General features: G+C 69.1%; 21 protein-coding genes and 2 pseudogenes. 13 read left to right on the forward strand and 10 right to left on the reverse strand.

Annotated elements, in window-relative coordinates:
* Positions 1-15: 15 nt before the first annotated feature.
* On the reverse strand, positions 16-1,185 hold the full coding sequence (gene sucC, locus BRM1_RS06290; RefSeq protein WP_268529380.1) for an ADP-forming succinate--CoA ligase subunit beta: 1,170 nt from the start codon (positions 1,183-1,185) through the stop codon (positions 16-18).
* Positions 1,186-1,422: 237 nt separating this feature from the next.
* Here sucC and BRM1_RS06295 point away from each other — a divergent pair, with 237 nt between their 5' ends.
* Both BRM1_RS06295 and BRM1_RS06300 read left to right on the forward strand, forming a co-directional pair.
* The gene (locus BRM1_RS06295) at positions 1,423-1,920 is read left to right on the forward strand and encodes a MarR family winged helix-turn-helix transcriptional regulator (RefSeq protein ID WP_268529383.1); all 498 of its coding nucleotides are present in this window, start codon (positions 1,423-1,425) and stop codon (positions 1,918-1,920) included.
* A gap of 87 nt (positions 1,921-2,007) precedes the next feature.
* Positions 2,008-2,730 (forward strand): hypothetical protein, encoded by a 723-nt coding sequence (locus tag BRM1_RS06300; RefSeq protein ID WP_160951876.1) that lies wholly within the window; start codon positions 2,008-2,010, stop codon positions 2,728-2,730.
* A 237-nt stretch (positions 2,731-2,967) separates the two neighbouring features.
* Here the strand turns inward: BRM1_RS06300 and BRM1_RS06305 are convergent, their stop codons facing one another.
* The 4 genes from BRM1_RS06305 to BRM1_RS06320 form a co-directional block, all read right to left on the reverse strand.
* Positions 2,968-3,453 (reverse strand): hypothetical protein, encoded by a 486-nt coding sequence (locus tag BRM1_RS06305; RefSeq protein WP_160951877.1) that lies wholly within the window; start codon positions 3,451-3,453, stop codon positions 2,968-2,970.
* Complete coding sequence (locus BRM1_RS06310; RefSeq protein ID WP_268529389.1) at positions 3,450-4,556, reverse strand: adenosine deaminase; 1,107 nt, start codon at positions 4,554-4,556, stop codon at positions 3,450-3,452. Before BRM1_RS06310 ends, BRM1_RS06305 begins: the two co-directional genes overlap by 4 nt.
* Positions 4,557-4,565: 9 nt before the next feature.
* Positions 4,566-5,765 carry an amidohydrolase gene (locus tag BRM1_RS06315; protein ID WP_442864347.1) on the reverse strand — a complete coding sequence of 400 codons (1,200 nt, stop codon included), beginning with the start codon at positions 5,763-5,765 and terminating at the stop codon, positions 4,566-4,568.
* A gap of 172 nt (positions 5,766-5,937) precedes the next feature.
* The gene (locus tag BRM1_RS06320; protein ID WP_160951880.1) at positions 5,938-7,044 is read right to left on the reverse strand and encodes a mannose-1-phosphate guanylyltransferase; all 1,107 of its coding nucleotides are present in this window, start codon (positions 7,042-7,044) and stop codon (positions 5,938-5,940) included.
* 292 nt (positions 7,045-7,336) lie between these two features.
* Between BRM1_RS06320 and sdhC the strand changes: the two genes are divergently transcribed.
* From sdhC to BRM1_RS06345, 5 genes are all read left to right on the forward strand, one after another.
* Positions 7,337-7,714 carry a succinate dehydrogenase, cytochrome b556 subunit gene (gene sdhC, locus BRM1_RS06325; protein WP_160951881.1) on the forward strand — a complete coding sequence of 126 codons (378 nt, stop codon included), beginning with the start codon at positions 7,337-7,339 and terminating at the stop codon, positions 7,712-7,714.
* A gap of 3 nt (positions 7,715-7,717) precedes the next feature.
* Positions 7,718-8,167, forward strand: coding sequence for a succinate dehydrogenase hydrophobic membrane anchor subunit (locus tag BRM1_RS06330; RefSeq protein WP_268529397.1), 450 nt, complete (start codon positions 7,718-7,720; stop codon positions 8,165-8,167).
* A gap of 51 nt (positions 8,168-8,218) precedes the next feature.
* Entirely contained in the window at positions 8,219-9,979 is a 1,761-nt protein-coding gene (gene sdhA, locus BRM1_RS06335; protein WP_160951883.1) for a succinate dehydrogenase flavoprotein subunit, read from the forward strand.
* Positions 9,979-10,779, forward strand: a complete 801-nt coding sequence (locus BRM1_RS06340) for a succinate dehydrogenase iron-sulfur subunit (RefSeq protein ID WP_160951884.1) — start codon at positions 9,979-9,981, stop codon at positions 10,777-10,779. Before sdhA ends, BRM1_RS06340 begins: the two co-directional genes overlap by 1 nt.
* A gap of 344 nt (positions 10,780-11,123) precedes the next feature.
* A complete protein-coding gene (locus BRM1_RS06345) occupies positions 11,124-12,437 on the forward strand; it encodes a D-alanyl-D-alanine carboxypeptidase family protein (RefSeq protein ID WP_268529402.1) in 1,314 nt (437 codons plus the stop codon).
* A gap of 71 nt (positions 12,438-12,508) precedes the next feature.
* Here the strand turns inward: BRM1_RS06345 and BRM1_RS06350 are convergent, their stop codons facing one another.
* Together BRM1_RS06350 and trpS are read right to left on the reverse strand one after the other, a co-directional pair.
* Positions 12,509-13,510, reverse strand: coding sequence for an App1 family protein (locus tag BRM1_RS06350; protein ID WP_268529405.1), 1,002 nt, complete (start codon positions 13,508-13,510; stop codon positions 12,509-12,511).
* A 50-nt stretch (positions 13,511-13,560) separates the two neighbouring features.
* The gene (trpS, locus tag BRM1_RS06355) at positions 13,561-14,565 is read right to left on the reverse strand and encodes a tryptophan--tRNA ligase (RefSeq protein ID WP_268529407.1); all 1,005 of its coding nucleotides are present in this window, start codon (positions 14,563-14,565) and stop codon (positions 13,561-13,563) included.
* 334 nt (positions 14,566-14,899) lie between these two features.
* Between trpS and BRM1_RS06360 the strand changes: the two genes are divergently transcribed.
* Entirely contained in the window at positions 14,900-17,134 is a 2,235-nt protein-coding gene (locus BRM1_RS06360; protein WP_268529410.1) for a carbon starvation CstA family protein, read from the forward strand.
* Positions 17,134-17,340 carry a CstA-like transporter-associated (seleno)protein gene (locus BRM1_RS06365; protein ID WP_160951889.1) on the forward strand — a complete coding sequence of 69 codons (207 nt, stop codon included), beginning with the start codon at positions 17,134-17,136 and terminating at the stop codon, positions 17,338-17,340. The genes BRM1_RS06360 and BRM1_RS06365 overlap by 1 nt, the downstream gene beginning before the upstream one ends.
* Positions 17,341-17,872: 532 nt before the next feature.
* Here BRM1_RS06365 and BRM1_RS06370 read toward each other — a convergent pair.
* Positions 17,873-20,251, reverse strand: coding sequence for a hypothetical protein (locus BRM1_RS06370; protein WP_268529414.1), 2,379 nt, complete (start codon positions 20,249-20,251; stop codon positions 17,873-17,875).
* A gap of 245 nt (positions 20,252-20,496) precedes the next feature.
* On the opposite strand from BRM1_RS06370, the gene BRM1_RS06375 reads away from it, so the two are divergent.
* From BRM1_RS06375 to BRM1_RS06385, 3 genes and pseudogenes are all read left to right on the forward strand, one after another.
* Entirely contained in the window at positions 20,497-21,531 is a 1,035-nt protein-coding gene (locus BRM1_RS06375; protein ID WP_119933656.1) for an IS30 family transposase, read from the forward strand.
* Between the two features lie 194 nt (positions 21,532-21,725).
* Positions 21,726-23,033 carry an ISL3 family transposase gene (locus tag BRM1_RS06380; RefSeq protein WP_268529421.1) on the forward strand — a complete coding sequence of 436 codons (1,308 nt, stop codon included), beginning with the start codon at positions 21,726-21,728 and terminating at the stop codon, positions 23,031-23,033.
* A gap of 56 nt (positions 23,034-23,089) precedes the next feature.
* A pseudogene (locus BRM1_RS06385) lies at positions 23,090-23,401 on the forward strand (integrase core domain-containing protein); the annotation flags it as partial.
* Between the two features lie 32 nt (positions 23,402-23,433).
* Here the strand turns inward: BRM1_RS06385 and BRM1_RS06395 are convergent.
* A pseudogene (locus tag BRM1_RS06395) lies at positions 23,434-24,167 on the reverse strand (helix-turn-helix domain-containing protein); the annotation flags it as partial.
* Between the two features lie 44 nt (positions 24,168-24,211).
* On the opposite strand from BRM1_RS06395, the gene BRM1_RS06400 reads away from it, so the two are divergent.
* Positions 24,212-24,358: a hypothetical protein gene (locus BRM1_RS06400; protein WP_006822818.1), complete on the forward strand. Its 147-nt coding sequence runs from the start codon at positions 24,212-24,214 to the stop codon at positions 24,356-24,358.
* 182 nt (positions 24,359-24,540) lie between these two features.
* Here BRM1_RS06400 and dld read toward each other — a convergent pair whose 3' ends face one another.
* Complete coding sequence (dld, locus tag BRM1_RS06405) at positions 24,541-26,256, reverse strand: D-lactate dehydrogenase (protein ID WP_013161533.1); 1,716 nt, start codon at positions 26,254-26,256, stop codon at positions 24,541-24,543.
* Positions 26,257-26,324 lie beyond the last annotated feature (68 nt).

A 26,324-nucleotide genomic window follows, 5' to 3' on the forward strand; every position in this document is an offset into this window, starting at 1 on the left:
AGTCCTTTCGGGCGATCAGTTGGCGGCCGCGAGTTCGGCGGCCTTGTCCGCGCCCGCGTCCATGGTGTCGGTGAGCGTGACGAGGGGGTTGTTCGCGACCTTGAGGATCTGGCGGCCCTCTTCGACCTTGTTGCCGTCCAGGCGCACGACGAGCGGCTTGGTCGCGCTGTCGCCCAGGATCTCGAGCGCCTTGACGATGCCGTTGGCCACCGCATCGCAGGCGGTGATGCCGCCGAAGACGTTGACGAAGACGCTCTTGACCTGGTCATCGCCCAGGATGACATCGAGCCCATTGGCCATGACCTCGGCCGAGGCGCCGCCGCCGATGTCGAGGAAGTTCGCCGGCTTCACACCGTCGTGCTTCTCGCCCGCGTAGGCCACCACGTCGAGCGTCGACATGACGAGGCCCGCCCCGTTGCCGATGATGCCCACCTGGCCGTCGAGCTTGACGTAGTTGAGGCCGAGCTTCTTGGCCTTGAGCTCCAGCGGGTCCTCCGCGCTGATGTCGCGCAGCTCCTCGTGGTCCTTGTGGCGGAAGTCCGCGTTGTCGTCGAGCGAGACCTTGCCGTCAAGGGCGACGATGTCGCCGGCACCGGTCTTGACCAGCGGGTTGACCTCCACGAGGGTGGCGTCCTCTTCCTTGAACACGTCCCACAGCTTCTGCAGGACGGGGACGATCTTGGGACCCACCTGATCATCGAAGCCGGCGGCCTCGACGATCTCGCGGGCCTTGGCCTCGTCGATTCCGGTGAGGGCGTTGACGGGCACGCGGGCCAGCGCCTCGGGGCGCTCGACGGCCAGCTGCTCGATCTCCATGCCGCCCTCCTTCGAGCACATGGCGAGGTAGGTGCGCTCGGAGCGGTCGAGGAGCACGGAGAAGTAGTACTCCTCCGCGATGTCCGCGCCCTCGGCGATCATGACCTTCTTGGTCTCGTGGCCCTTGATGTCGAGGCCGAGGATCTCCTTGGCCTTCTCGGCGGCCTCGTCCGGGCTCTTGGCGAGCTTGACGCCGCCGGCCTTGCCGCGGCCGCCCACCTTGACCTGGGCCTTGACGACGACAGTGCCGCCGCCCAGCTCCTCGGCGGCCTGCTTGGCTTCCTCGGGGGTTTCGGCGACCTTCGCGCGCAGCACGGGCACGCCGTGCTTCTCGAAGAGGTCGCGGGCCTGATACTCGAAAAGATCCACGTGTTCTTCCTTAGCTCGGGGCGCTGCCCGCGCGCACAGATCGTGCTCCGCGCGGGCTCGCACCGGTGACGGATGGGAGGGTGGAGCACACCCGACCGATGCCCACCTTAGTCCCTGGCCCGGATGCGGGCGCCTGCCGACCGCGCATCGCACCGCGCGTTCGCCGCCCGCGAACACGCGGGCTCATCAAGATACTTCCTGGACAAGTATCTCGACGGCGAGACATATCATGTCCTCATGGATGAGGTCGACCGGATCGTCGCGGCGTGGCAGCGGGTGCGCCCCGATATCGACGTCGCGCCCATGGAGGTGCTCTCCCGCGTGTCGCGGCTGGCCAAGCAGCTGGACAAGGCGCGCAAGTCCACGTTCGCCGAACACGGCCTCGAGGTCTGGGCCTTCGACGTCCTCTCCGCCCTGCGCCGCGCGGGCGAGCCGTTCGAGCTCTCCCCCTCGCGCCTCATCGGCGAGATGATGGTGACTTCGGGCACCATGACGAACCGGATCGACCGCCTCCTCGACGCGGGCCTCGTCTCGCGGCGCCCGGACCCCGATGATCGGCGCGGGGTGCTCGTGGGCCTCACCGCCGCCGGGCGGGCGACGGTCGATGCCGCGCTCGGGCAGCTGCTCGAGCAGGAGGCCGACCTCCTCTCCGAGCTCAGCCCCGCCCAGCGCCGCCGGCTCGCCGAGCTGCTGCGCGTGCTCTCCCACGGCTTCGAGCACACGGCCCACGACTGAGGCTCGGCCGCCCGCGCGGCGCCGGCCCCGGTAGACTCGTGCCTGCAGCACCCCCCAGCCGACCGCCCCTTCCCCCGTGAGGTCACCATGAAGCACGCCTCCCTGAGCGCCTCGGCAGCCGCCGTGTGCGCAGCCCTCGCCCTGTCCGGATGCACCGCCAAGGGCGAGAAGCGCCCCGATGAGGGCTTCCCGTCCATCTCCGTGAGCCCCGAGTCCGCGACCCCCGTGCCCACGGCCACGGGCGACGAGGTGGCGATCGTCGATGCCTCCCCCGGTGGGCCGGAGGACCAGGACCCGCTATGGCAGGGGCTGAAGAAGGCGGCCGAGGGCAAGCAGCGGGCCTATCTGTCCGCCTGGATCCACTACGACTCGAAGCTCGCCGACTCCGGCCAGGTCACGCTGACCCCGGACGCGGCCGAGAGCGTGAGCGTCACGGTCGACTCGAAGGCGGTGGAGAAGTCCGATGCGCCGTTCTACCGCATCCTCGGCACGTTCGACGTGGAGAAGACCGCGGACTCCGCGTTCACACTGAAGACCGTCAACACGAAGGAACAGCCCGAGCTCAATCCCAAGAGCCCGAGTACGAAGGCCCGCTGCACCGCCTCGGACGCGGGAGACCGCCTCCAGCTGGCCGCGCAGAATCTGGCCGACGACCCGAGCAAGCGCGCGGAGATGCGGCTGCAGTGGGGCGGCTCGCCGGCCGTCTGGTGGGCCATCCAGGCCACCGCGGCGAGCCTGCGGCAGTCCAACGGCGATGCGCAGGGCGACTTCTTCACGGAGGCGTGCGAGCAGTACATGGAGGCCGGCTGAGCAGTCGGCTGCCCAGGGGCTGACCCCCACGAGGCAACCGGCCGGAAGGGGACCGCGCTGGCTGAGCAGTTGGCAATCCCGACCGGCCGCGCAGCTGGCCGAAAGGTCGATCCTGTTCGCTGTGGCGCAGTGAGACCGAACGGAATCGTCCTCTCACCCCGGGCAATAGAGCACGCAGCGACGCCCAGCGGTTACATCCGCCAACGCCGTCCACCGCCCATCGCCTCGCGGGCGCTCCTAGGCCGCATCCTCCTGGCGGGCGGCGCGCAGGCGGGCCTCCTGGTCGGCGAGCGCGCCGTCGTAGGCGCGCAGGCTCGGCGGCAGGAAGATCCCCACGAGGGACAGGACGGCGGGGATGAGAGCCGCCCAGAACATGAGGCCCGCCGCGGGCCCCACGTTGAACGCGAAGAGCAGCAGGAGGACCTGCCACGCCACGCACGCCGGGCGGGCCCAGCGGCCGAAGCGGGCCAGGCCGATCGCGACGCCCACGAGCCCGACCGCCAGGAGCAGGAACATCGCGGCCAGCGCGATGAGCGGCACGGGGTCCGCGCGCTGGCCCACGGCGACCACCACGTAGGCGACGGCGGCCACGGTGAGGGCGAGCGCCTCGAGCGCAGTCATGGCGACCGCCAGCAGGAGGGTCCAGGGGCCGCGCGCGCGGTCCCCCGGCCCACCGGCCTTCGAGGACTCCTGCGGAGACTCCCGCGAGGACTCCTGCGTCACAGCTCCACCCGGTCGAAGCCGGGAATGAGGATCTCGTCGATGAAGCGGTCGCGGACGTCGTAGGGCGTGAAGGACGAGGAGAGCGCGTTGACGGTGGCGAGCTCCAGGTCTCCCAGGTCCCAGCCCGCCTCGTCGACGAGCAGGCGCATCTCGCGGCTGATCGAGGTCGCGGACATGAGGCGGTTGTCCGGGTTGACCGTGACGTGGAACCCCAGGTCCTTGAGGCCGGTGATGGGGTGCTCGGCGATCGAGCGGGCCGCACCGGTCTGCACGTTCGAGGACGGGCACAGCTCGAGCGGCACCTGCTGGTCGAGGACCCAGGCGGCGAGGTTGCCGAGCGTGCCCTCGCCGTCGACGACGTCCATGTCCTCGACGATGCGGGCGCCGTGGCCCAGGCGCTGCGCGTGGCAGACCTGGACGGCCTCGAGGATGGACTCGCGGCCGTCGGCCTCACCGGCGTGGATGGTGACCGGGAAGCACTCGCGGTGCAGCAGGTCGAAGGCCGTGAGGTGCGCCGAGGGCGGGAAGCCCTCCTCGGGCCCTGCGATGTCGAAGCCCACCGCGCCGTGCTCGCGCCAGCGCAGGGCGAGTTCGGCCACGGCCAGCGAGTTGTCCTGATGGCGCATGGCCGTGATGAGCTGGCCCACGCGGATGACGCGGCCGTTGTCCGCGGCGAGCGCCACGCCCTCCTCCAGGCCGCGCTGCACGGCGGCGACGGCCTCGTCCATGTCGAGGCCCTCCCGCAGGTGCTGCTCGGGCGCCCAGCGCGCCTCGGCGAGGAAGACGCCGTCCGCGACCTGGTCGCAGACCCATTCGCGCGCCACGCGGGTGAGCGCAACGGCTGTCTGCATGACGGCGACGGTGTGCTCGAACGTCTCGAGGTAGCGCACCAGGTCACCCGACTCGGCCGAGTCGCGGAACCAGGCGCGCAGCGCCTCGGGATCCGTCGTGGGCAGCTCATGGCCCGCCTCGGCGGCCAGCTCCACGATCGTGGCGGGGCGCAGGCCGCCGTCCAGGTGATCGTGCAGCGAGACCTTCGGCAGGCTCAGGATGGGGTCATGGGGGTCGACGCCGGCGGGCGTCGGGAAGAGTCGCGTATCCACGTCCTCAGCTTAGCGCTCGCCGCCTTCCTCCTCGATCCCCAGCGCGCGCAGGGCGATCGCCGCGAACACGCGGATGCCCATCTCCAGGGCGCGCTCGTCGACGAGCAGATCGCCCTGGTGCAGGTCGTAGGTGATCCCGCCGGGCGTGCGCGTGCCCAGTCGCACGAGCGCGCCGGGCACGTGGGTGAGGTACCAGGCGAAGTCCTCCCCGCCCATCGACTGCGGCGTCAGCAGCACGGACCCCTCCCCCAGCTCGCGGCGCACCGCGGCCTCGGCCAGCGCCACCTCGTCCTCGGTGTTGACCACGGGCGGCACCCCCCGGCGGTGCTCGAGCTCGACGTCGACCCCGTAGGGCCCCGCGATCCGGTCGACGAGGTCGGGCAGCACCTGGGCGACCTGGTTCCAGCCGTCCACGTCGAGGCAGCGCAGGGTGCCCTGGAGCATCCCGTCCCCGGGCACCACGTTGGGCGCGTGCCCGGAGGTGATCTGCCCCCACACCAGCGAGATCGCGTGGCGCGGGTCGATGAGGCGCGAGAGCGTCGCGGGCAGGTCGGTGGCGAGCTTGGCCAGCGCGTAGACGAGGTCCTCGGTCAGGTGCGGGCGCGAGGTGTGGCCGCCGTGGCCGGTGAGGCGGATGACGACGGTGTCGCCGGCGGCGGTGATCGCGCCGATCCGCGAGCCCACGCGGCCCACGTCGACGTTCGGGTCGCAGTGGATCGCGTAGACGCACGGTACGTCGTCGAGCGCGCCCTGGCCGATCACCTTGAGCGCGCCCCCGGGCGTGACCTCCTCGGCCGGCTGGAAGATGAATCGCACGCGCCCGCCCAGGCCGCCGGGCAGCTGGCCGTCGAGCTCGTGGAGGACGAGCGCGGCCCCCAGCAGCGCGGTCAGGTGCACATCGTGCCCGCACGCGTGGCAGGCGCCGGGCACCGTCGAGGCGAAGGGCGTGTCCGTGAGGTCGTCGATGGGCAGCGCGTCGATGTCGGCCCGCAGCGCCACCGCGATGTCGCCGCGCCCCACCTCCACGACGCAGCCCGAGCCCTCGAGGCGGCGCGGGGCAAGGCCCGCCTCCTCGAGGCGGGCCACGACGCGCTCGGTCGTGCGCGATTCCGCATAGGACAGCTCGGGGTGGGCGTGGATGTCGTGGCGGAAGTCCGCGAGTTCGTCGAGCAGGCGGTGCAGGGGCGGGGCGATCACGGTCTCCGGCATCCTTCGGGTGGGCAGTGGGGAGCGCGGCGCGGGCGCACCGCGCCCGGTCGGTGCCGACAGTCTAGGACCGCGCCCGCGGCCCGGCGCGGCGGGCGTCGCAATGTGACACACCGCCGCCGAGGCGCCCCGCGGCCGGCCGGCGCGGGCGGGCTATCACGGAACCGGGGCGGGCTCAGAGGACGTCGGCGCGGCCGATCTCCCTGGCGCGCGCGACCGCTCGCTTGACGTCCTGCGCGTGCGCGCGCGAGGCGACGAGGAGGGCATCGCCGGAGTCGACGACGATGACGTCGTCCACGCCCACGAGCGCAACCACCTTGGGCTCATCGCAGAAGACGATGCCGGAGGACTCGATGTCGACCACATCGCCGCGGCCGATCGCGTGGACGGAGTCCGGCTCACCCGGCAGGGGCTGGCGCAGCTTCGCCACGGAGTCGAAGTCCCCCACGTCGTCCCAGCCGAAGTCGCCGGGCACCACGACGACCTGCCCCTCGGCCGCCGCTCCTTCCGCGAGCACGTAGTCGATCGCCTTCTTCTCCAGGCGCGGCCAGACCTGGGCGACCACCGCCTCGCGCTCGGGGGTGTTCCACGCGTCGGCGATCGTGCGCAGGGCCGCGGACAGCTCGGGGGCGCGACGGGCGAACTGGTCGAGCAGCGCGTCGGCGCGCGCGATGAACATGCCCGCGTTCCAGCGGTAGCGCCCGGAGTAGGCATAGCGCCGGGCGAGGCCCGCGGCCGGCTTCTCGACGAACTCGCGGGCCCGGCGCGCGGTGGGCGCCCCGGGCAGCCCGAGCGCCTCGCCGGTGCGGATGTAGCCGTAGGCGGTGGAGGGATAGGTGGGGGTGATCCCGATCGTCACGATGTCCCCGCCGGCCGCGGCGGCCACCGCCTGCTCGATGACATGCCGGAACTCCCACTCGTTCGTGATGGAGTGGTCCGCGGCGAACGAGCCCATGACGGCATCGGGCTCGCGGTCGTGGATGAGCATCGCCGCCAGCCCGATCGCTGCGGCCGAGTCCCGCGGGGAGGGCTCGGTGACGAGGTTGGCCTCGGACAGCTGCGGCAGCTGGTCCGCCACGGCGCGGGCGTGGGCCGCGCCGGTGACGACCCACGTCCGCTCGGGTCCCGCCAGCGGCTCGACGCGATCCCACGTGGCCTGCAGCAGCGAGCGGCCGGTGCCGAGCACATCGTGGAGGAACTTGGGCGACGAGCAGCGCGACAGCGGCCACAGCCGCGTGCCGGAGCCCCCCGCCGGGATGACGGCGTGGAACGAGGAGATCATGGCCCCATCTTTTCAGCCCGGGCGCGGCCCCGGCCGCAGGACACGCACGCCCGCCCCGTTTGGGAGCCAAACCGGCCGGAATTACGTCACGCAGTCTTTGCTTAAAAGCCGGGCGCTGCGCACGGGGGCCCCTCGAAGGTGATCCACGACGCTTCCCGGAGCCCATTTCGCAGGGTGCGGGCAATATACGCGCAGCCTTGCGGGAACCGAGGGCGAGGCGATTGGCACCGCCCACTTTTTCGGCGTACTTTCATGGGGTATCGATCTGCTCGTCACCATTGGAGGATGACCCGTGGCCAAAGCGTCAACGGGCACGCTGTACCGCGGCAACGAGGGGATGTGGTCCTGGGTCGCTCACCGCGTCACGGGCGTCGGCATCTTCTTCTTCCTGCTGGTCCATGTGCTCGACACTTCTCTCGTCCGCGTCTCGCCGGAGGCGTACAACGCCGTCATCGGCACGTACAAGACCCCGATCATGGCGTTCGGCGAGATCGGCCTAGTGGCGGGCATCGTCTTCCACGCCTTCAACGGCGTGCGGATCGTCCTCGTGGACTTCTGGAAGGGCGGGCCCAAGAACCAGAAGAAGATGTTCTGGATCGTCCTGATCCTGTGGGCGCTCATGATGCTCGCGTTCATCCCCCGCCAGCTGATGCACACGTTCGGAGGCTGAGCCATGGCAACCCCCACGATTCCCGCGCCCCGCGCCGAATACGACCGCCACAAGACCACGCGCTCGCAGTTCGAGCTGTTCGCCTGGCTCTTCATGCGCCTCTCCGGCGTCGTGCTCGTCATCCTCATCTTCGGCCACCTCTTCGTCAACCTGTGGTCCGGCTCCGGCGTCCACCAGCTCGACTTCGGGTTCGTCGGCGGCAAGTGGGCGAACCCGTTCTGGCAGATCTGGGACCTCGTCATGCTGTGGCTGGCCATGCTCCACGGCACGAACGGCATGCGCACGATCATCAGCGACTACACGGAGAAGCCGGGCACCCGCGTGGCCCTGCAGCTGACGCTCTACATCGCCTCCGCGATCGTCGTCATCCTCGGCACGCTCGTGATCTTCACGTTCAACCCGTGCCCCACCGGCGCGGACCCGAGCCTGCTCGCCAGCTTCTGCAAGGCCTGATCCCCGCCCCGCCGCAGCGCCTCAATCCGATTCCAAGGAGACACCCCTTCCATGCAGGTACATGAGTACGACGTCGTGATCGTCGGCGCAGGCGGCGCGGGCATGCGCGCAGCCATTGAGGCCGGCCAGCGCGCGCGCACCGCCGTGCTGACCAAGCTCTACCCCACCCGCTCGCACACGGGGGCCGCCCAGGGCGGAATGTGCGCGGCCCTCGCCAACGTCGAAGAGGACAACTGGGAGTGGCACACGTTCGACACCGTCAAGGGCGGTGACTACCTCGTCGACCAGGACGCCGCCGAGGTGATGGCCAAGGAGGCCATCGACGCGGTCCTCGACCTCGAGAAGATGGGCCTGCCGTTCAACCGCACACCCGAGGGCAAGATCGACCAGCGCCGCTTCGGCGGCCACACCCGCGACCACGGCAAGTCCCCGGTGCGCCGGGCCTGCTACGCCGCGGACCGCACCGGCCACATGATCCTCCAGACGCTCTACCAGAACTGCGTGAAGCACTCGGTGGAGTTCTACAACGAGTACTACGTGCTCGACCTCATCATGACGGAGTTCGAGGGCGAGCTGCGCCCCGCCGGCGTCGTCTCCTACGAGCTGGCGACCGGCGAGATCCAGATCTTCCGCGCGAAGTCGATCGTGTTCGCCACCGGCGGCTTCGGAAAGGTCTTCAAGACCACCTCGAACGCCCACACGCTCACCGGCGACGGCGTGGCCGTGACCTACCGCAACGGCCTGCCGCTCGAGGACATGGAGTTCTTCCAGTTCCACCCGACCGGGCTCGCGGGCCTGGGCATCCTCCTGTCCGAGGCGGCCCGCGGCGAGGGCGCCGTGCTGCGCAATGCCGACGGCGAGCGGTTCATGGAGCGCTACGCGCCCACCATCAAGGACCTCGCGCCGCGCGACATCGTCGCCCGCTCGATGGCCAACGAGGTGCGCGAGGGCCGCGGCGCCGGGCCGAACAAGGACTACGTCCTGCTCGACCTCACCCACCTGGAGCCCGCGCACATCGACGCGAAGCTGCCGGACATCACCGAGTTCGCGCGCACCTACCTGGGCGTCGAGCCCTACACGGAGCCGGTGCCGGTGTTCCCCACCGCGCACTACGCGATGGGCGGCATCCCCACGAACATCGCCTCCGAGGTGCTGCGCTCCAACGACGACGTCGTGCCCGGCCTCTTCGCCGCCGGCGAGTGCGCGTGCGTGTCCGTCCACGGCTCGAACCGCCTGGGCACCAACTCGCTGCTCGACATCAACGTCTTCGGCAAGCGCGCCGGCATCGCCGCCGCGGAGTTCGCGAAGACGGCGCAGCTGCCCCCGCTTCCCGAGGGCGCCGCCGATGACACGATCAAGCTCATCGACGAGATGCGCCATGCCGACGGCCCCGAGCACGTGGGCGCCATCCGCAAGGACCTGCAGGACATCATGGACGCCAACGTCCAGGTGTTCCGCACGGAGGAGACGCTGCGCGAGGCGCTCGACGAGATCGAGAAGCTGCGCGAGCGCTACAAGCACGTGGGCATCTCGGATCGCGGCAAGCGCTACAACCTCGACCTCCTCGAGGGCGTGGAGCTGGGCTTCCTGCTCCAGATCGCCGAGGTCGTCGTCGTCGCAGCGCTGCACCGCAAGGAATCGCGTGGCGGCCACTTCCGCGAGGACTTCCCCAAGCGCGATGACGAGAACTTCATGCACCACACGATGACGTACGCGGATCCGGACTCCGAGGCCGAGGGAGTGCCCGGCATGCGCCTGGAGACGAAGCCCGTCGTCGTCACCCGTTACCAGCCGATGGAGCGTAAGTACTGATGAGCGCAGACACAGCGACGAAGGAGACCGCGGAGCCGGCCTCGAAGGTCGACATCCCGGATCACCTGGGCGGCGGAGCCGGCGAGATCCCCTCGTTCGACTGCACCTTCCTCATCGCGCGCTTCAATCCCGAAGAAGACTCGGAGCCGCACTGGGAGGAGTACAAGGTCACGATGCACGGCACGGACCGCGTGCTCGATGCCCTGCACAAGATCAAGTGGGAGATGGACGGCTCGCTGTCCTTCCGCCGCTCCTGCGCGCACGGCGTGTGCGGCTCGGATGCCATGCGCATCAACGGCCGCAACCGCCTGGCCTGCAAGACCCTGCTCAAGGACCTCGACACGAACAAGACGATCACCGTCGAGGCGATCAAGGGCCTGCCGCTGGAGAAGGACCTCATCGTCGACATGGACCCGTTCTTCCAGAGCTACCGGGAGATCATGCCGTTCCTCATCACCAGCGGCCATGAGCCCACCCGCGAGCGCCTGCAGTCCGCGGAGGACCGCGAGCGCTTCGACGACACGACGAAGTGCATCCTGTGCGCCTCGTGCACGACGTCCTGCCCGGTGTTCTGGACCGATGGCCAGTACTTCGGCCCCGCGTCGATCGTGAACGCCCACCGCTTCATCTTCGATTCGCGCGACCAGGGCGGCGACCTGCGCCTCGAGGTGCTCAACGACAAGGAGGGCGTGTGGCGCTGCCGCACGACCTTCAACTGCACCGAGGCCTGCCCCCGCGGCATCCAGATCACGAAGGCCATCGCCGAGGTCAAGCAGGCGCTGCTCGAGCGCGCCTTCTGATTCGCGCTCCGCACCGTAGGCGGGCCCGGGACGAGAGTCCCGGGCCCGCCGCTTTTCTCTGCCCGTCCGGCCCCGCAGGCCCGCGCCCTGACTCGCACGCCGGCTGCGGAGCGCTACTGTGAGCGCAGTTGAGGAAAGGCTTGCCATGTCGATGCGCTCGGTCCCCGGTGCCGCCCATGACGCCGCTCCGTGCTCGGGTTCAACGGGCTGTTCGACCCGACAAACCGGGTGGCTCGACCCGACAACCGGCCTTGCGATGGACCCGCGTGTGGCCCTGGCGCGCGGGCGAGACGGGGCCTCACAGGCTCCTGCGCCTGCCTCCGCGCCGAGTAGACTCGTGCCTCGTGACCGCCTCCGATCCTCGCCCGCAGCGGCCAGCGCCGCGCCGCGGGAAGTCGAGCGCCCGCGGCGCCCTGGCCCTGCTGCTCGCCCTCGTGCTCGCGCTGGCGCCGAGCGCCGCCCAGGCCAAACCGGGGCCCACGCCCTCGAAGGAGTACACGAGCCCGCCGCTGGACAACGGCAGGCCCGCACCGTCGTTCGATGCCCGGGCCTACCTCGTGGGCGACCTGGACTCCGGGCGCCTGTACGTTTCGCACGACCCTGACCGCAGGCTCGCGCCCGCCTCGGTCATGAAGCTGCTGACCGGGATCGCACTCGTCGACGTCCTCTCCGACAAGCGCAAGCGCTACACGGCCAGGCCCGCGGACTCGAGCGTCGACGGCACGAAGGTGGGCCTCATGGAGGGCAACGCCTACACGGTCGACCAGCTCTTCCACGCCATGCTCATGTCGAGCGCCAACGACGCTGCGTTCGCCCTGGGCAACGCCGCCGGGGGCCAGGACAGGGCGCTGGGCCTCATGCGCGCCAAGGCCAAGCAGCTCGGGCTGACCGGAACCGTGCCCATGACGCTCAACGGGCTCGATGCGCCCAACCAGTCGATGACCGTCCACGACCTCTTCATCATCGCCCGGGCGGTCGTCGACAGCCCCTACCTCATGCGGGTCATCGGCACGCAGACCTACACGTTCCCCGGCGGCAAGGACCCCCGGACGAAGAAGAAGGTCAAGCCTTACGAGATCCAGAACCACACGAAGATCGTCGGCGCCTACCCCGGCGGGCTGGGCCTGAAGAACGGCTACACGATCGCCGCGAAGGGCTCGTTCGTGTGCGCGGTCAAACGCGGCGGCCGCACGTTCGCGGCGGCCGTGCTGTCGTCCGTGCCGAACCCGCGGCAGCCGTGCATGGACCTCATCGGGTGGGCGCTCAACCAGCGGCAGGCGCCCGAAGCGGGCACGATCGATCTGAGCGCGGCCCGCCAGTCGGGCTCGGCACCGCCCAGCTCCGAGCCCGCGCCGTCGGATCCGGCTGCCCCGCAGGTCGGCCAGGGGCCCGGTGACAAGGGGGCGGCGACGCCCGCCGCGGGGCCGGCCGGCGATGCGGCCGCCATCTGGTCGACGGCGGCGGCACTCCTCGTTGTCATCGTCCTCATCGCCGCGGTGACCGTACTGCGGCGCCGGCGCAGGCGCCCGGAGTTCTCCTCGGCCACCAATGCTGGAAACGGCGCTGACGCCCCCAGCGGCGCGCCGGGCGCGGGTCGCGGACCGCGGGCCGACTACGACCGCGGCGAGACCACCGAGGACTGGGACCGCGAGGACTGACCCGCCGCCTGCGCGGCAGCGGCCCAAGGCGCAGCACCGGCGCACGGCGCCCAGGCGGCTCGCGGCGCGGCTCAGAACCCGGAGACGATGCCCCGCTCGGTGAGCTTCGAGGCCAGTCCCGCGCCGTCGTTCGCATACACCCACGGCACGCCCTGGCCCCGGCCGCTCTTCTTCGAGCGGCCGCCGGCCCACACGGCCTCGCCCACGGTCAGCTGCCGGATGGCCACCGCAGCCACGTTGTCCGGGTGGTTCTCGACGAACTCGCCGTAGAGCTCCTCGTCGTGCTGCCCGTCATCACCGATGAGCAGCCACTTGATCTGCGGGAACTCGCGGGCCAGGCGCTCGAGCTGGATGCGCTTGTGCTCCTGCCCGGAGCGGAACATCCGGGTGGCGGTGGGCCCCCAGTCGGTGAGGAGCAGCGGGCCGTCGGGGTAGAGGTTGCGGCTGAGGAAGCGCTTGAGCGTGGGCGCCGTGTTCCAGGCGCCGGTGGACAGGTAGATGATGGGCGAATTGGGTCGCATGTAGACGAGGCGGTCGTAGAGCACGGACATGCCCGCCACCGGGGAGCGCGCGTGCTCGTCGAGGACGAACGTGTGCCAGGCGGCGAGGAACGGCCGGGGCAGCGCGGTGACCATGACCGTGTCGTCGATGTCGGAGATGATCCCGAACTGCTGGTCGGCGCCCACGATGTGCACGGTGGCCGTGTCCACCCGCGAGCCCTCGGTCCACATCTGGATGTCGAGCTTGCCGGGCCGGAAGTCGCCGGGGATGATCGCGTCGACGATCCCCCCGCGGTCCGCGGTCACCATGTGCTCGGCGCCCGCGATGCGCACCCACGCGGTCTCACCGGGCAGCGGCACGTTGCCGAACGAGCGGAATCCCCGGATGCTCGCCTCGGTATCGGCGGCGGGCTGGCCGGTCTTCGTGAGCACGATGCGGGCGAGCACGCGTACGCTCGTCTCCGAGCCGTAGGAGTCGTAGGCGATGACGGTGCGCTTCCAGCCGCGCGCCCGCACCTTCTCCCCCGCCCACGCGTGCCACTTGTCCTCGAAGCGCGCGGCGGTGTGGAGCATCTCCGGGGCAAGGCTGCGCGGCTTCGCACCCTGCGAGCGCCTCCGGCCGATCACAGGAACCCCACCCGCTCGTAGGCGGCGGCGACGGTCGGGTCGGCCACCTCGGCGGCCCGCCGCGCTCCGGCGGCGAGGATGCGGGTGAGCTCGGCGCGGTCGGCCAGGAGTTCGAGGGTCCGCTCGCGCACGGGCGCCAGCGTCTCGACGGCGAGGTCCGCGAGCTCGCCCTTGAGGTGACCGTACATCTTGCCCTCGAAGTGCTCGACGGCGATGGCCATGTCCACGCCCGCCAGCGAGGAGTAGATGGTGAGGAGGTTGCTCACCCCCGGCTTCGCCTCGCGGTCGAAGGCGACCTCGGTGCCGTCGTCGGTGACCGCGGACTTGAACTTCTTCGCGATCGCCTTGGGCTCGTCGAGGATGCCCACGAGCCCCGCCGGGGACTGCGCGGACTTCGACATCTTGGCGGTGGGGTCCTGCAGGTCGTAGATCTTCGCGGTCTCCTTCACGATCCCGGGCTCGGGCACCGTGAACGTGTGGCCGAAGCGCTTGTTGAAGCGCTCGGCCAGGTTGCGCGTGAGCTCGAGGTGCTGGCGCTGGTCCTCGCCCACCGGCACCACGTCGGCCTGGTAGAGGAGGATGTCCGCTGCCATGAGCGCGGGGTAGGTCAGCAGTCCCAGGGACACCTGCTCGTTCTTCGCGGACTTGTCCTTGAACTGCGTCATCCGCCGCGCCTCGCCCTCGGAGGCCACGCACTCCATGATCCAGCCCAGCTTGGGGTGGGCATCGACCTGGGATTGGACGAAGAGGACCGAGCGCTCCGGGTCGACGCCCGCGGCGATGAACTGGGCGGCGGTGAGCAGCGTCCGCTCGCGCAGCTTGGCCGGATCCTGGGGCACCGTGATCGCGTGCATGTTCGCGATGAAGTACCACGCATCGCTCGTCTCCTGCTGGGCCACGAACTGCTGGAGGGCGCCGATGTAGTTGCCCAGATGCAGCGAGTCCGAGGTGGCCTGGATTCCGGAGAGCGAGCGGGGACGTGCGTGCGCGGTTTCGGTCATGGCCCCATTCTGCCACCCGCGCCCGCCGCGCCGCGGCTCGCCGCTGCGGGCCCGCCCGCGCCCGGGCCCGAGGTGCGGGGACAGGCCCGCACCTCGGGCGCGGGAACGGCGCCGACGCTGTGCGGCCGGGGCGGGTGAACCGGGTGCGTTCATAACATTTCGGGCGTCATAGCCCCGCCCGGAGTGTGACGCATTGGACACCACCGGGCGCAGGCCTCACCCTAAGAGGGTCGTAAGCCAACTCACAGACTTCCCACACCTCCGCGGGCACGCTCCCGGCCCCAGGGCCCCGCCTGCTGCGGATCCCCATGGATGTAGGAGCAAAGGAGCCCCGATGTCGGTCGAAATCGTCAGAACCGAGGAGTCGCTGCCGCCGGTGGCGGTCGTCGAGAAGCCCCGGTGGACCCCCGCGAAGATCGCGCTGTGGGCCGCCATCGCCATCACCGCCGCGCTCGGCTGGATCATGGTCGCGTTCGTGCGCGGGGAGAACCTCAGCGCCAGCTGGTTCGTCGCCGCGGCGGTGGGCAGCTACCTCGTCGCCTACCGCTTCTACGCCAAATTCATCGAGTGGAAGGTCTGCCGCCCGGACCCCCGCCGCGCCACCCCGGCGGAGATCAACGACAACGGCCGGGACTTCGCACCCACGGACCGCCGCGTGCTCTTCGGCCACCACTTCGCCGCGATCTCCGGCGCCGGCCCGCTCGTGGGCCCCGTGCTCGCCGCCCAGATGGGCTACCTGCCCGGCACCCTGTGGATCATCTTCGGCGTCATCCTCGCCGGCGGTGTCCAGGACTACATGACCCTGTACTTCTCCACCCGGCGCAACGGCCGCTCGCTCGGCCAGATGGCCCGCGATGAGCTGGGCCGCACCGGCGGCATCATCGCCTCGATCGGCATCATCCTCATCATGGTGATCCTCATCGCCGTGCTCGGCATCGTCATCATCAACGCCCTCGCCGAATCGCCCTGGGGCGTCTTCTCGATCGCGTGCACCATCCCGATCGCGCTGTTCATGGGCATCTACATGCGCTTCCTGCGCCCGGGTCGAGTCGTCGAGGTCTCCATCATCGGCGTCGTCCTCCTCATCCTCGCGATCGTCGCCGGCGGCTGGGTGCACAGCGATCCGACGTGGTCGGCGGTCTTCCACCTGGACAAGACGACGCTGGCCTGGTGCCTCATGATCTACGGCTTCTTCGCCGCGGTCCTGCCGGTGTGGGTGCTGCTGGCCCCGCGCGACTACCTGTCGACGTTCATGAAGATCGGCACGATCCTCCTGCTCGCCGTGGGCATCATCATCGCCAACCCCACCGTGCAGATGCCGGCGGTCACCGTCTTCGCCGGGAACGCGAACGGCCCGGCCTTCGCGGGCACCCTGTTCCCGTTCCTCTTCATCACGATCGCGTGCGGCGCCCTGTCCGGCTTCCACGCGCTCATCTCCTCGGGCACCACCCCCAAGCTCATCGAGAAGGAATCGCAGATCCGCCTCATCGGCTACGGCGGCATGCTCATGGAGTCGTTCGTGGCGATCATGGCGCTCGTCGCGGCCATCAGCCTGGACAAGGGCCTGTACTTCGCGATGAACGCCGCCGAGCCGCTGACCGGCGGCACCGCGCAGGGAGCGGCCGAGTTCATCAACACGAAGCTCGGCATGCCGGGTGTGACGACCTCGCCCGAGTTCCTCCAGCAGGCGGCGACCAATGTGGGCGAGCCCTCGATCGTCTCGCGCACCGGCGGTGCGCCCACCCTGGCGATGGGGATGGCCAACATCCTCCACGGCGTCTTCGGCGGCCCGGCCTGGCAGAGCTTCTGGTATCACTTCGCGGTGATGTTCGAGGCGCTGTTCATCCTCACGACGATCGACGCCGGCACCCGCGTCGCCCGCTTCATGCTCTCGGACCTGCTGGGCAACTTCCACCGGAAGTTCCGCGACCCGTCGTGGACCGTGGGCGCGTGGCTGACCACGCTCGTCATGGTCGGCGGCTGGGGCTCGATCCTCATCATGGGCGTGACGGACCCGCTGGGCGGCATCAACACCCTCTACCCGCTGTTCGGCATCTCCAACCAGCTGCTGGCGGCGATCGCGCTGGCCGTCATCTTCGCGATCGTGTGCAAGTCCGGGCTGGCGAAGTGGGCGTGGATCCCGGGCCTGCCGCTCGCGTGGGACCTCATCGTCACGATGACCGCGTCGTGGCAGAAGATCTTCTCCTCCAACCCGAAGCTCGGCTACTGGGCGCAGCACAGCGCGTACAAGCAGGCGCTCGACGCCGGCCAGACGGAGCTCGGCACCACGAAGGGGGTCGCGCAGATGGAGGCGGTCGTGCGCAACACGTTCATCCAGGGCACCCTGTCGATCGTGTTCGCCGCGCTCGTGCTCCTCGTCGTGCTCATGGCGCTCTACGTGTCGATCAAGGCCATCCGCACGCACGTCTTCTCGACCTCCGAGGAGCCGTTCGTCGAGACGCGCATGTTCGCGCCCGCGGGCCTCATCTCCACGAAGGCCGAGCGCGAGGTGGCCGCCGAGTGGGCGGCCAGCGGCAAGGCCCCCGAACGGGTGGGAGGGGCGCACTGATGCCCCGCGCGCTGGCGCTGGCCGCGCGGCCCTTCACGGCCGCGTGGTGGTACCTCAAGGAGGTGATGGGCGAGAACGCCTACGTCCACTACCTGGAGTCCTTCGAGCGCCGGCACGGCACCCGCGAGGGCGCGATGGGTGAGCGCGAGTTCTGGCGCGACCTCACCGACGCACAGGACCGCGATCCGAAGGCGCGCTGCTGCTGAGGCGGTTGCACTGGCGGCACTGAACCGTCTGGTGCCGTCCGCACCACTCCCCCGAGGGCCGGGGCTTTCCGATCGGAAAGCCCCGGCCCTCGCGCATGCCCCCGCCTGTGCCCGCGTGCATGTCCCCGCCTGTGCCCCGGTGCGTGCCCCGGCCATGCCCCCGGCCGGGCCCGCAGAGCGTGACCCGCGCCTGCCCTGGCATCTGCTGCATCTGCCGCATCCGCCCTCGCGCATGTCACCGTCTGCGCCTTCCGCGCGCCCCGAACTTTGCCCCCCCCGATGCCCCCCGATGTCCTGAGCAGAGCCGCGGGCCGGGGGCTCCGCGCAGGGCGCCCGCCGCAGGCCGGTACCGCAGGGCGGAGCCGCGGCGTGGGACAGCCCTGCGCATGGGCTTCGCACACGGCGCGGGAGATCGCGCGGCACGGGACGCGGGCAGAGTTCCGCATACACGCAGCTGGGCCCCGGAGGCGGATGCCTCCGGGGCCCAGCTGGCGCGGGGAGCGCCCGCGGTCGGGTGAGCGGTGCCGCTCGCTCAGCCGTTCATGCGCCGGCGCGTGACGAACACCGTCGCGCCGCCGATGACGAGCAGCGCCGTGCCCAGGCCGAGCGCGCCGAGCTCGGCACCGGTGCGCGGCAGGCTGCCGTTGCCGCCGCCGTTCGAGTCGTCACCCGACCCGTTGTCACCGTTGCCGCCGCCGTTGCCGTTGTCGCCGTCGTCATCGCTGCCGCCCTTGTTGGGGGTGTCGGTGACGCGGAAGCTGTCGGCCAGCTTCTCGCCGTCGGCGGTGGCGACGACCTTGTAGAGCCCCAGGTATGCGCTGGGGTTCGAGGCGTCGGTCCCGAAGACCTTCCAGGTGGCGGTGCCGTTGTCATCGGCCTTGACCGACTTCTTCAGCCCCTTGACCGAGTTGTCGGTGCTCACCGCGTACTCGACGGTCTCCCCCGGCTTGGCGCCGGTGACGTTGAGCGTCACGCCCTTCTTCTGGTTGACGAAGTCGGCCGGGGTGATGCGGTCGGGCGTCACCTCGAGCTTCTTCTCCGCCTGGACCGCGAACGGCAGCTCCGCGTAGGTCTTCGAGCCGTCGGCCGAGGTGACGATGAACGTGTGCTGGCCCGCCTCCGCGTCCTCGGGGGCCTTCACCTGGACGGTGCCCTTGGCGCTGACGACGGCGTCGTCGGCGACCATGACGGGCTTCGAGTGGAAGTTCACGTCGATCTTCTGCCCCGCGAGGGCGTCGAGGCCCTCGATCGTGACCGTGTCACCGGGCTTGCCCGTGTTCGGGCTCAGCTTCGGGTTCAGGTCCGGCGCATCCGTGGGCGCCGCCGAGGTGGGGGCATCGGTCGTCGGTGCATCCGTGGTGAGCGCCGCCGTGGTCGGAGCGTCCGTGGTGGGCGCCACGGTGGTCGGAGCGGGGCTCGTAGTCTCCGCGGCCTTCGGCAGCGTCTTGAAGGGCACATTGGCCACGATGTTGGCCGCATCGCCGGTGTTCAGACCGCCGCTGAGGACCGTGACCGTGTGATCGTCCTCGCCGGCCTTCCAGGCGATCTTCTTCTGATTGTTCGCCTCGGTCGGCACGTCGACGTCGGCGCTGAAGTGGCCCTTGTCGTCGGCCGAGACGACCGCCCACAGGCTGGGGCGGGCGGGATCGTTGGCCGGAGTGGCCTTGTCGTCGGACTTCGGTTCGTAGGTCTTCCCATCGACCGTGAGCGGGAAGCTGCGCCAGACCGAGCCCTCGTCGAGCTTGATGACGATGTCCTTCGCGCCGGCCTTGCCGGTCTTGTCGAGGAAGTGGTCGCCCTCGAGGTGGAGCTTGCCGCCCTCCTGGGCATCCGAGGCCGTGACCGTCGCCTCCGGGACGGGCGCGGGGGTCTCCTTCGCCTTGACCGTGACGTCGGCTCCGACCGTCTGCGCGGAGTCGCCCGGCACGATATTGCCGCTGAGCGCGCGGACCGAGTGCTGCGTCCCCGCCTTCCAGGCACTGTCGGCCCCGCCCTGGTCGTTCGCGGCGGTGGGGACGTCGAGGTCCACGGAGAAGCTGCCGTCCTTGGCGGCCTTGACCGCTCCCCAGACGCTCGGGCGCTTGAGGTTGCCGGGGCCGCCGCCCTCGCCCTCCTGCACCTCGTAGGTGGTGCCGTTGACGGTGATGGGGAAGTTGCGCAGGTTGCCGCCCTCATCGAGCTTGAACGCGACGGTGTTGCCGTCGGTGCCCTCCTTGTTGACGAAGCCCTTGCCCTCGAGGTGGATTTTGCCGCCCTCCTCCGGGTTCGTGGCGGTCATCGTGGCAGCTGCGGGAGCCGGCGAGGTGGTCGACGGCGCGGAGGTCGTGGGCGCCGCGGTGGTGGCCGGTGCCGCAGCCTTCATGGTGAACTCGGCCGTGCCCGTGCGCGGCAGGTCACCGGTCAGCAGCGACCCGGTGAGCAGGCGGATCGAGTGCTTCGTGCCCGGGGCGAAGTCATCGGCCTTCGCATCGGAGTTCGCCGGCGTGGGAATGGGGGCCTCGATGGTCCAGTTGCCGCTGGCGTCCGCCTGGGTGATTGCCCACGTCGTGGCGTTGCCGTGGACCTTGCCATCCGGCTGCGTCAGCGGGTAGGCGGTCTTGTTGCGCGACACGGCCCCGTCGTCGATCTTCATCGCGATGACCGAGCCCTGCGTGTTGTCCTTGGTCTGCCACCCGGTGCCCTTGACGACGATCTTGCCGCCCTGTTCGACCTGGGACTTGACCTGGAACGGAGCCTTGTTGACGTCCGGCTCGCCGTCCAGATGCGCTACACCGCTCGTCCATCTGTCTTCCGCGTGGGCGACGGACGAGGTGCCGTCGATGGCGCCTGCCGCGAGCGGGACGCCCGCGCCGAGCGCAACGGCCAGGCTCAGCGCGCCGAGCTTGCGACCGGAGATCGTTCTCAATCCCATGTGCTTCCTCCGTGTGATGACGTTCCGGCTGCTGCCGGTCGGTCGGCTTGGGGCTTCGGCCCTGGTAGTCGGCACCCGCCGCGTGCGCCGCTGCGTGCGGCACCGGGAAGTCGGTTTGGGTTGCCCGACCATACTATCAATAGGCTCAGCTTACTGACAGCAAATATTCATATATCGCTAGGGTGGTGTCATAGCGTCGAAGCAACACTCCCGGTCGGCGGGGGTCTGATCGGTGGAGTGTGCGGATGGCGCGGGTGGGGTTGTCGTTCAGTGACAGGTCGGAGATCTCGACGGCCTCGAAAGCGGGCTGGTCGGTGCGGAGGATCGCCCGTCACCTGGGGCGTTGCCCGTCGGTGATCTTGCGGGAGCTTCACCGGAACTCGACGAAGACCCGCGGCTACCAGGCCGTGACCGCAGACGTCAGAGCGCAGCGTCGGCGGGCTCGCCCGCAGCAGCGGAAGGTCGCGGGGGATCCGGTGCTGCAGGCGAGGGTGGAGGCGGATCTGGCCGCGTCGTGGACGCCGAACGAGATAGCGGGCCGGTTGCGTCTGGAGGCGACAGACCCGACCGTTGAACGCATGGCGAACTCTCCTGACGCACGCGGCCGAACCGTCTCCGGTGAGGCTATCTACCAGTACATCTACGCAATCCCGAAGGGTGAGCTCGCCCGCAAGGGCATCTTCCTGCAGTCCAAGCGGACCAAGCGCCGACCACGTACGACCGGGCGGACGCGCGGTGGCCCAATCGTAGGTATGGTCCCGATCGCGGAGCGAGGTGAGGACGCCGCCCAGCGTCGGGTGCCGGGGCACTGGGAGGGTGATCTGATCATCGGGAAGAACGGCACCTCGTGCGCGGCGACGCTGGTGGAGCGGATGAGCGGGTTCACCGGGCTGCTGGCCCTGCCCTCGAAACACGCCGAGCCAACCGCTGACGCGGTCATCGAGTTTTTCAACGACCTGCCCGAGATGATGAAGGCATCGTTGGCGTGGGACCAGGGCAGCGAGATGGCCCAGCACGCGAAGGTCTCCCTGGCCACGGCGATGCCGGTCTACTTCGCCGATCCCCACTCGCCCTGGCAGAGGCCCAGCAACGAGAACACGAACCGGCTCTACCGGGAGTATCTGCCCAAGGGCACGGTGATCCCCGATCACCAGCCCTACCTCACCACCATCGCCGAGGAGATCAACAATCGACCCCGCCGCCGACTGGGCTATCTCACGCCCACCGAGGCATTCGCTCGACTGCTCGCCGGCGAGCCCCATGTTGCTTCGACGCCTTGACATCGCCCTGACTTACATCGGGTTCTTCATCCCCGCCGTTCTTGCGCTGGTGGGTGCGTGGCTCCCGTGCACGGTCATGTTCGTGGCTCTTCACAGATGAGGGTGTAGGAGCTGGCGGCGCGGCGGTGCCGGGATAGACGTCGAGGTCTCCCGATGATGGAAGTTCCTACGCTCGCCATCTGGAAGACCTCGACGTGCTCAACGCTACCTTCGCCGCGCCCGATCTCGATACGTTCAGCCAGGTTGACCGGCTGGGCCTGACCGTGACGGGGCAGCTGATCGAGCCGCATCGATCGGTGTTGGAGTGTCGCGTGCTTGAACCGGACAACTGGTGCCACGGTTGCGGCCAGCAAGGCGTCTCCCGGGGCACGGTGGTCCGGCGTCTCGCCCACGTCCCGGTGGGTTGGCTTCCCACGACGCTGCAGGTCAGAGTGCGTCGTTACCGATGCCCGGACTGCCGCAGCGTGTGGCGTCAGGACACCTCGACCGCGGCCGAGCCCCGCGCTGTCCTCTCCCGGCACGCCGCGCTGTGGGCGCTCAAGGGCGTGGTCATCGATCGCTTGTCCGTCGCCCGGCTCGCCGCCGGGCTCGCAGTCGCCTGGAACACCGCCAACGATGCGATCCTGGCCACCGGCCAGCAGCTGCTGATCAACGATCCCACCCGCCTCGACGGGGTGCGCGTCGTCGGAGTGGACGAGCACGTGTGGTCCCACACCCGTCGGGGCAGCAAGTACGTCACCGTCATCATCGACCTGACTCCGATCCGCGACGGCAGCGGCTCCTCCAGGCTCCTGGACATGGTCCCGGGGCGTTCGAAGAGAGTGTTCAAGACCTGGCTCGAGGGCCAGACCGCCCAGTTCCGGGACGGGGTCGAGGTCGTCGCGATGGACGGGTTCTCCGGCTTCAAGACCGCGACCGCCGAAGACCTGCCCGAGGCGACCGCGGTGATGGACCCCTTCCACGTCGTCGCCCTGGCCGGCGAGAAGATCGATCAGTGCCGCCAGCGCGTCCAACAAGCCACGCTCGCCCATCGGGGCCGATCTGGGGATCCGCTCTACGGGATCCGGCGCGTGTTGCATACCGGCGCTGACCTGCTCACCGACAAGCAGATCACCCGCTTGAAAGCCGTGTTCGCCAGCGACGAGCACGTCGAGGTCGAAGCGACCTGGGGCATCTACCAGCGCATCGTCGCCGCCTACCGCCACGCCGACCGCGCGAGTGGGAAGAAGGCTCTACAAGCCGTGATCGACGACCTCACCCCCGGAGTGCCCACGCAGCTCACCGAGCTGATCACCCTCGGTCGAACCCTGAAACGACGGGCCCTCGACGTGCTGGCCTACTTCGACCACCCCGGCACCAGCAACGGCCCCACCGAAGCGATCAATGGCCGACTCGAGCACCTCCGTGGCACCGCGCTTGGCTTCCGCAATCTCGCTCACTACGTCATCCGCGCCCTACTCGACACCGGAGGATTCAGAACCGAACTACACCGTTATCTGTGAAGAGCCGCTAAAGTCTCTCCAAGAAGCCGGTGTTGCAACGACCAGTTGAATCCGGTCAATACACATCCGTAGTGCTGACCGATCACCTCGCGCTCGAGCAGATCGCACCCTCGATCGGAAGCATCGGCGACGCGTACGACAACGCCCTGATGGAGACGATCAACGGCGTCTACAAGGCCGAATGCGTCCGCACCACCATCTTCCACGACGGCCCCTACAAGACGATCGCGGACGTCGAGTTCGCGACAGCTGGGTGGGTCGACTGGTACAACCACCGCAGGCTCCACGGTAGCCTCGGAATGGTCAGCCCCGACGAGTTCGAGGCGGCCTACTACGCGGCCCTCAACCCAGAGCCGCTCCCCGCATAGAAGCGGCCGAGAACCTGGGACGGTTCATGGGCCTGGGGGTGGAAGGGTTGGCCGTTCTTTTGCTCGATGCCCAGGGGGGCCAGCAGGTATTCGAAGGCGTTGCGGGCGCCGCGGGAGCAGGTGGTGAAGACGAGCCCGTTATCGGTCAGGGTGGAGGCTGGTGGCCCGTAGGTGGTGATGTTCGTGGTGAAGCTGTCCACGACAAGTGCGGCGGTGACGCGGCGGTGGGCGGTGGCGGAGAGCAGTAGCCGGGAGTGGTCGTCGAGCCAGTTGAGGATCTCGACGTCGCTGCCGTCGGCCAGCGGCCAGTGGTGGGGGCACCTCCCGCTTGCGGGGGAAAATCGGATTGCCAGGTTTCGTTGGGTTGGTCTGCTTCGAACCGGTGGATGCTGCTTTTGGGGCGCTTCTTCGGTTCTGGGGTGATCAGGTCTGCTTTGTGCAGGATCCGGCGGATCGTGGAGGTCGACGGGGCGCGCGGGTGTTCGTGTTCGAGGTGCCAGGCGATGGTGACCGGGCCAGCGTCCAGTCCGGAGTCCGTGAGGACGCGACGCAGGGCCAGGATGCGGGCTCGCACGGGTTCGGCGGTGGCGGCACTGTTGCTGCGGGGGCGCCGACTTCGGGGCTCGATCGCGTCCCAACCGCCCTGTTCGTATCGTCGGATCAGTTCGTGGACCCATCGCCAGGACACCCGGTAGCGGCGGGCGACCTCGGCCTGCGTTTGCTGCCGCTGCGTGACGGCCAGAACAATCAGACGCGCTTTAGACATCCCTCATCGTCACGGACCACTATGAACGATGTCCCGACTCACCTATGAACGATGTCCTGAACCTACACACCTTCAGCTCCACCAATATGTTCAGGCAATGTGTTTCAGCAATAGCCTCCGGGCTCGTCGATGTGGCCGGTGGCGAGGATTTCGCCGGTGTGCCGGCCGTCGCGGGTCAGCTGACGGCGTGAGGCGATGACCCGTTCTCGGACCGGGCGCGGCCCTCGCCGCCACGCGATTCTATGGCCTGCCCAGCCTCTGACCGATGTCTCGACTCATCCGTCCCGGTGGACCTAGGGAGTCGAGCCCTAGGCCCACCCGAGATGGATAAGACATCGCTCAGGCTCTCACGGCGTCGCGCTACCTTGGGGACTTAGGCCCAGTCCTTGTGCGGCGACGTGCCGCCGATACCGGCGTTGAACGTATTCGTCGGATCGAGCTCCTTGAAGTGCTCTTCCATGGACTCCGGCAGCTTGTAGATGCGACCGTAGTTGTGCTCGGCGGGCAGCTTCGCGCCGCGCTCCTCCAGCAGGTGCTGGATGCGGTCGTGCAGCGCCTCGGGATCCACGCCCTGCTTGGCGACATAGTCCTGGTGCATCACATGGCAGAAGAAGTGCCCGTAATACGCCTTGACCTCAAGCTGGTCGTCGATCTCCTCCGGCAGCACCTCGAGCCAGTTCCAATCGTCGCGACGCAGGGCCACATCGATGGGGATGAGCCCTGCGATGTGCCGGCGCTTCAACGCGGCGTAGCGAGTGGCGGCACTGGCCGCGCCGAACCGGTTGAGCGACGCGCTCTTTTCTTCATCAGACGTGCAGATGAAGAACTCACCAGTGTGCTCGGGCTCTGCGAAGAACTCCTTGAGCATCTTCTCGCTCGCGGCCTTCTGCGACTCGCTGACGGTGAGCAGCAGGTGATGCTCGAAACGGTTGCGGTACTCCATCATGCGCTTGGGCAGCTGGTTGGGCAGCACGCTGAACATGGCTTGCGATACCGTGTCGGCGAAGGTCGGACCAATGCCGGGAATCTTCGAGAACAAGCCGTTGGCCCACGTCTTGAACGAGAACATGCGCGTCTGCAGCGCTGGACTCATGAACTTCAGGAAGACGAAGGTGTCTTTGCCGTACTTCTCGGCCAAGTCGAAGGCACTGCGGCCCATGTACTCACCAGAGATAGGCAGCGGCATGTCGGCTTCGAGGAACAACCGACGGATCTCTTCGAGCTCGTGCGTGTTGTTCGTGCCGATGTAAAACACGGTCGGGTGCACTTCGCGAGGGAAGGTGCGGGTGCGCACCGCGAACACCATCAGCTTGCCGGCCGAGCCGGATGCCTCGAACAGGTACTCGGGGTTCGCATTGTAGCGAGCAGGCGAAGGCACGATCTTGCGCAAGTGCTCGGCGTACTCGGTCTCGTTCGAGTCTTCGGGAGCTGGGGTGACATCCTCGGGAGACCACTCGCCGCGCTGTAGACGGTCGAGTGCGACCTCAGGGTCGTCTCCGAGCGAGATGCCCAGGTGATTGACCAGCTCGACCTTGCCGTCGTCGTTGACGCGGGCGAAGATCGCTTCGCGCGTGAATGCCGGACCCTTGCGAATCTGGCTGCCGCCCGAGTTGTTCGCGATGCCGCCGATGACCGAGGCGCCGATTGATGTCGACCCGATCACCGAGTGCGGCTCGCGCTGGTGCTTGGCGAGCGCGTCGGTCAGGTGTGTCAGCGGGGTGCCCGCGAGCGAGATCGCCTCGCGCGCGTCGTTGATGAGGTGCACCTCATCGATGCGGTGAGTCGAGATGATCACAATGGGGCGATCGTAGTCTTGGAAGCCGGGGCCGGATCCACCGGTCAGGCCCGTGTTCGATGCCTGCGGGATGACGATGAGGTTGTTGTCGACGGATACCTGCAGCGCCCGCCACATCTCGACCAGCGTGCCGGGGCGCACCACGGCGAAGACTGGTCCTCCGCCGAATCGATAGCCTTTGCTGAATGGCATCGTGGCACGCTCAGAGGTCAGTACATGTTCGTCGCCGACGATTCTCTTGAACGCATCGATCGCTTCGTGCGAAGTCGTGGTGGTCTGTCCTGGTTGCGTCATCTCTAAGCTTCCTATATTCAGGGCTCTTCACGAACGAGGGTGTAGTCGGTTGAGCGCGTCGGTGGCCG

Source organism: Brevibacterium sp. BRM-1 (genome assembly GCF_026802075.1).
Classification (GTDB): Bacteria; Actinomycetota; Actinomycetes; order Actinomycetales; family Brevibacteriaceae; genus Brevibacterium; species Brevibacterium rongguiense.

Coding starts and splice junctions, on each gene's coding strand:
- BRM1_RS06365 (WP_160951889.1), top strand. CDS start 17,134: ATGCCCCGCGCGCTGGCGCTGGCCGCGCGGCCCTTCACGGCCGCGTGG.
- BRM1_RS06295 (WP_268529383.1), top strand. CDS start 1,423: ATGGATGAGGTCGACCGGATCGTCGCGGCGTGGCAGCGGGTGCGCCCC.
- sdhA (WP_160951883.1), top strand. CDS start 8,219: ATGCAGGTACATGAGTACGACGTCGTGATCGTCGGCGCAGGCGGCGCG.
- BRM1_RS06315 (WP_442864347.1), bottom strand. CDS start 5,765: ATGCCGGAGACCGTGATCGCCCCGCCCCTGCACCGCCTGCTCGACGAA.
- BRM1_RS06400 (WP_006822818.1), top strand. CDS start 24,212: ATGAACGATGTCCTGAACCTACACACCTTCAGCTCCACCAATATGTTC.
- BRM1_RS06320 (WP_160951880.1), bottom strand. CDS start 7,044: ATGATCTCCTCGTTCCACGCCGTCATCCCGGCGGGGGGCTCCGGCACG.
- BRM1_RS06340 (WP_160951884.1), top strand. CDS start 9,979: ATGAGCGCAGACACAGCGACGAAGGAGACCGCGGAGCCGGCCTCGAAG.
- BRM1_RS06300 (WP_160951876.1), top strand. CDS start 2,008: ATGAAGCACGCCTCCCTGAGCGCCTCGGCAGCCGCCGTGTGCGCAGCC.
- BRM1_RS06375 (WP_119933656.1), top strand. CDS start 20,497: ATGGCGCGGGTGGGGTTGTCGTTCAGTGACAGGTCGGAGATCTCGACG.
- trpS (WP_268529407.1), bottom strand. CDS start 14,565: ATGACCGAAACCGCGCACGCACGTCCCCGCTCGCTCTCCGGAATCCAG.
- BRM1_RS06350 (WP_268529405.1), bottom strand. CDS start 13,510: ATGCTCCACACCGCCGCGCGCTTCGAGGACAAGTGGCACGCGTGGGCG.
- BRM1_RS06360 (WP_268529410.1), top strand. CDS start 14,900: ATGTCGGTCGAAATCGTCAGAACCGAGGAGTCGCTGCCGCCGGTGGCG.
- BRM1_RS06330 (WP_268529397.1), top strand. CDS start 7,718: ATGGCAACCCCCACGATTCCCGCGCCCCGCGCCGAATACGACCGCCAC.
- dld (WP_013161533.1), bottom strand. CDS start 26,256: ATGACGCAACCAGGACAGACCACCACGACTTCGCACGAAGCGATCGAT.
- BRM1_RS06370 (WP_268529414.1), bottom strand. CDS start 20,251: ATGGGATTGAGAACGATCTCCGGTCGCAAGCTCGGCGCGCTGAGCCTG.